4 protein-coding genes, 1 tRNA gene and 1 pseudogene are annotated in these 3,010 nt (G+C 62.8%); all 6 read right to left on the reverse strand.

The annotated features are described in order from the left end of the window. Window positions 1-78: 78 nt before the first annotated feature. Window positions 79-154 (reverse strand) — tRNA-His (locus tag NUW87_RS11205). 47 nt (window positions 155-201) lie between these two features. Then, a complete protein-coding gene (gene orn, locus NUW87_RS11210; RefSeq protein ID WP_269028599.1) occupies window positions 202-831 on the reverse strand; it encodes an oligoribonuclease in 630 nt (209 codons plus the stop codon). Continuing rightward, window positions 832-1,638 carry a mycolate reductase gene (gene cmrA, locus NUW87_RS11215; RefSeq protein ID WP_269028600.1) on the reverse strand — a complete coding sequence of 269 codons (807 nt, stop codon included), beginning with the start codon at window positions 1,636-1,638 and terminating at the stop codon, window positions 832-834. It abuts the gene before it with no gap. A gap of 10 nt (window positions 1,639-1,648) precedes the next feature. After that, entirely contained in the window at window positions 1,649-1,969 is a 321-nt protein-coding gene (locus tag NUW87_RS11220) for a transcriptional regulator (RefSeq protein WP_269028601.1), read from the reverse strand. Next, a complete protein-coding gene (locus NUW87_RS11225) occupies window positions 1,966-2,418 on the reverse strand; it encodes a hypothetical protein (protein WP_269028602.1) in 453 nt (150 codons plus the stop codon). Before NUW87_RS11225 ends, NUW87_RS11220 begins: the two co-directional genes overlap by 4 nt. A gap of 188 nt (window positions 2,419-2,606) precedes the next feature. Next, window positions 2,607-2,852: pseudogene (locus NUW87_RS11230) on the reverse strand (MFS transporter); the annotation flags it as partial. Window positions 2,853-3,010: the final 158 nt, after the last annotated feature.

The raw sequence follows: 3,010 nt of genomic DNA on the forward strand, positions 1-3,010 counted from the left end.
CAGAACAAAAACAACTGGGATGCCGGTCCGTCCAGCATGTCGCGACTCATGCGTCAAGCATGACGCGACTCATGACATTGGGGTGGCTGACGGGACTCGAACCCGCGACACCCAGGATCACAACCTGGTGCTCTACCAGCTGAACTACAGCCACCATCGCTGTTTTTGCAGCGGGAACTACCTTAGCCCCTCACCGTGTTTTCACAAAAACGGCTGGTAGGCGTCGGTTGCGCCGGCTGCCGCATCAACGGCGGCCTCCGTATCCGGCCCGGGGGCGGGCACGAACACCGCGCGGCGGTAGTAATCCAGCTCGCGGATGGACTCCACGATGTCCGCCAGCGCGCGGTGTGCCATGCCCTTTTGCGGCTGGTTGAAGTAGGCCTTTGGGAACCAGCGGCGCGACAGCTCCTTGACCGTGGAGACGTCGATCATGCGGTAGTGCAGCGCGGCGTCGAGGCGCGGCATCTGCGCCTTGATGAACGTGCGGTCGGTGGCGATTGAGTTGCCGGCGAGCGGTGCGGGGTGGGCGGGATCGCAATGCTTCTCCACGAGCTCGAGCACCGCATCCTCCGCCTCCTCGATGCTGACCGTGGACGCCTTGATGTCGTCCAGCAGCCCGTTGTCGGAGTGCATCTGGGTGACAAAATCGTCCATCTCGGCGAGCTCGGCGTCGGTGGCGTGCACGACCAGGTCCACGCCTTCGTCGATGATGTTCAGCTCAGCGTCCGTGACTAGGGCCGCGACCTCCACGATGACGTGACGGGAAGGATCCAGTCCCGTCATCTCCAGATCCACCCAGACGATTCGGTTGTCCTTGGCTGCGATGTCCATTTATTCCTCTCCCATCTGTGCGTAGAACTTGCCCATGATCGGCGGCAGCCACCCGCGCGGGGCGTAGTTAGAGACCACATCCATGGCCTTGGACAGTGGGCCGGGCACGATGCGTCGGCGGTTCTTGCGCATCGCGTTGATCGTGTCGGCGGCGCAGGACTCGTAGGTGGTCCACAAGAAATCCGGCACGACCTTGTCCACGATGGACTGCTCTTCTTCCGGGATGTACGCCTCGCGCACCGGGCCGGGCGCGAGCAGCGTGACGTGCACACCGGAGTCTTTGAGCTCGTAGTGCAGCGCCTCGGTGAACTGGTTCACGCCGGCTTTGGTGAACACGTAGGTGGCGTTGTTCGGGATGGGCAGGTTGCCGGCGGCGGAGCCGACGTTGCACAGCGCGCCCTCGCCGCGCGGCACCATCTGATCCAGCACCGCCTTGGTAATGCGGAACACCGCGGTGGCGTTCAGGTTGAACTGGTTCGTCTCGTACTCCCAGTCCTGGGCCATGAACGGGCCGAAGCTGGCGATGCCTGCAGAGTTCACGCAGATCGACACCGTGCGGTTTCCGATGTGCTCGATCAGCGCGTCCACGTCGCGCGCCTTGGACAGGTCCCCGGCGAAGATTTCCACATCGACGCCGTGGGCGAGCGAGAGCTCGTCGCCAAGCTTTTGCAGTACTTCTTGGCGCCTCGCGACAAGGATGAGGTTGTGGCCTTCAGCGGCGAGCTGGCGCGCGATGGCCTCACCGATGCCTTGGCTCGCGCCGGTGATCAGCGCGAACGCGCCGGGTGCAGGTGCGGGAAAACTCATGTGGACGAATCTACCCGCCCGCGATCTCGCGCAACGCGGCCGTGTGGTTTTCAAAGGCCTGCGCGCCGGTTGCGGTGAGCGTGACCCACACGGTGTCCTTCGCGCGGGATGAGCCGTACTCGCGAAAGCGCGTGATGTAGCCGTGCTCCTCCAGCGTGGCCAGCTGCTTCGACAGGGCCGAATCCGACAGGTCAGTTTTCTCTCTCAGCGAGCTGAAGCGCATCTCGTGCCGGGAGCTTTGCTTCTCGACGGCTCCCGCACTGTACAGCGCCGCACAAATCTTCAGCCGCGCCAGGGGGTGAATGACTGGGTCGATAGCAGGTGCGTTCATCGGTTCTTCTCCCCATAGATCAGGACGGCCGTGAACACGACGGCGACGACAACGCCGGCGATGACCCCGCCAACCACGCTTCCTTCTGGGACGAACCAGATCAGCGGCATCATGAACGCAGGGGCGAGAGCGGCGGCCCAGTTCGTTTTGGGGTCTTCTTGGAGCGGCTGCTTCATGCTCGGGCGCACGTTGCGGTTGTTGTCCCAGATCGCCAGCGCGATGCAGGCGACGGCGATGAGTAGGAACAGCACCCACCAGTACTTCCAGCCGATAATCGTGCCGGCGATCGTGATGCCGAAACTGGTGCCGAGGATGGCGTAAGCCCACGGTGGTGTGTGCTTGCGTTGTGTTCCGCGCTCGATCCCGTCGATCTGCTCGAGGGCGGCGCGGGCTTCTTCTTGGGAGATTTGTGTTTGCGGTGGGTTGGGCTGCGGTGCGTTGTTTTCCATGTCCGCAAGTGTGTCACTTTCCGGGTTGGAAAGCAAGGGTTCCGACGCTCATCCCGCGGATCCAGCTACTAGGGCCCAGCTAATCGGCCCCTGGGGGGCGATTATCGAGGTGCTGCCAGCTGGATCTAGCCCCGGCGTGGACAAAAGCAAAGGGCGGCCGGAGCCGCCCCTGAGGTGGTTGGGATGCGTTAAATCTCGTGCATCTCCTGGCCCTTGGTCTCGTGTGCGGAGAGGATCGCCACCAGAGAAATCGCGGTGACAATCACCAGGTAGTAGCCCACCGCCTTCGGGCCGTACTGGGCGTTGAGCGCCGTCGCGATGAACGGGGCGATCGCCGCGCCCAGAATCGAGGAGACGTTGTAGGCGATGCCCGAGCCGGTGTAGCGCACGTTGGAGGGGAACAGCTCCGGCAAAATCGCGGACATCGGCCCGAAATCTGTGGGCGGGCCGAGTGCTTTTGTACGAATCGACATTTCAGCCGATTTCGGTCCCTATAACCCCAGGTCAGATTTTGGCCGCTTTGTGTCAAGTGGTTGTGAACAGTTTCTGGTTTAGGCGACGGTAAGTGTGGGTGGCTGTGAGCGGGTTTTGG

This window comes from Corynebacterium pilbarense, assembly GCF_026930265.1.
In the GTDB taxonomy this organism is placed as follows: domain Bacteria; phylum Actinomycetota; class Actinomycetes; order Mycobacteriales; family Mycobacteriaceae; genus Corynebacterium; species Corynebacterium pilbarense.

What these genes read in the sequence shown, in the direction of transcription:
- orn (WP_269028599.1), bottom strand. Translation starts at nt 831, where the DNA reads ATGGACATCGCAGCCAAGGACAACCGAATCGTCTGGGTGGATCTGGAG.
- cmrA (WP_269028600.1), bottom strand. Translation starts at nt 1,638, where the DNA reads ATGAGTTTTCCCGCACCTGCACCCGGCGCGTTCGCGCTGATCACCGGC.
- NUW87_RS11220 (WP_269028601.1), bottom strand. Translation starts at nt 1,969, where the DNA reads ATGAACGCACCTGCTATCGACCCAGTCATTCACCCCCTGGCGCGGCTG.
- NUW87_RS11225 (WP_269028602.1), bottom strand. Translation starts at nt 2,418, where the DNA reads ATGGAAAACAACGCACCGCAGCCCAACCCACCGCAAACACAAATCTCC.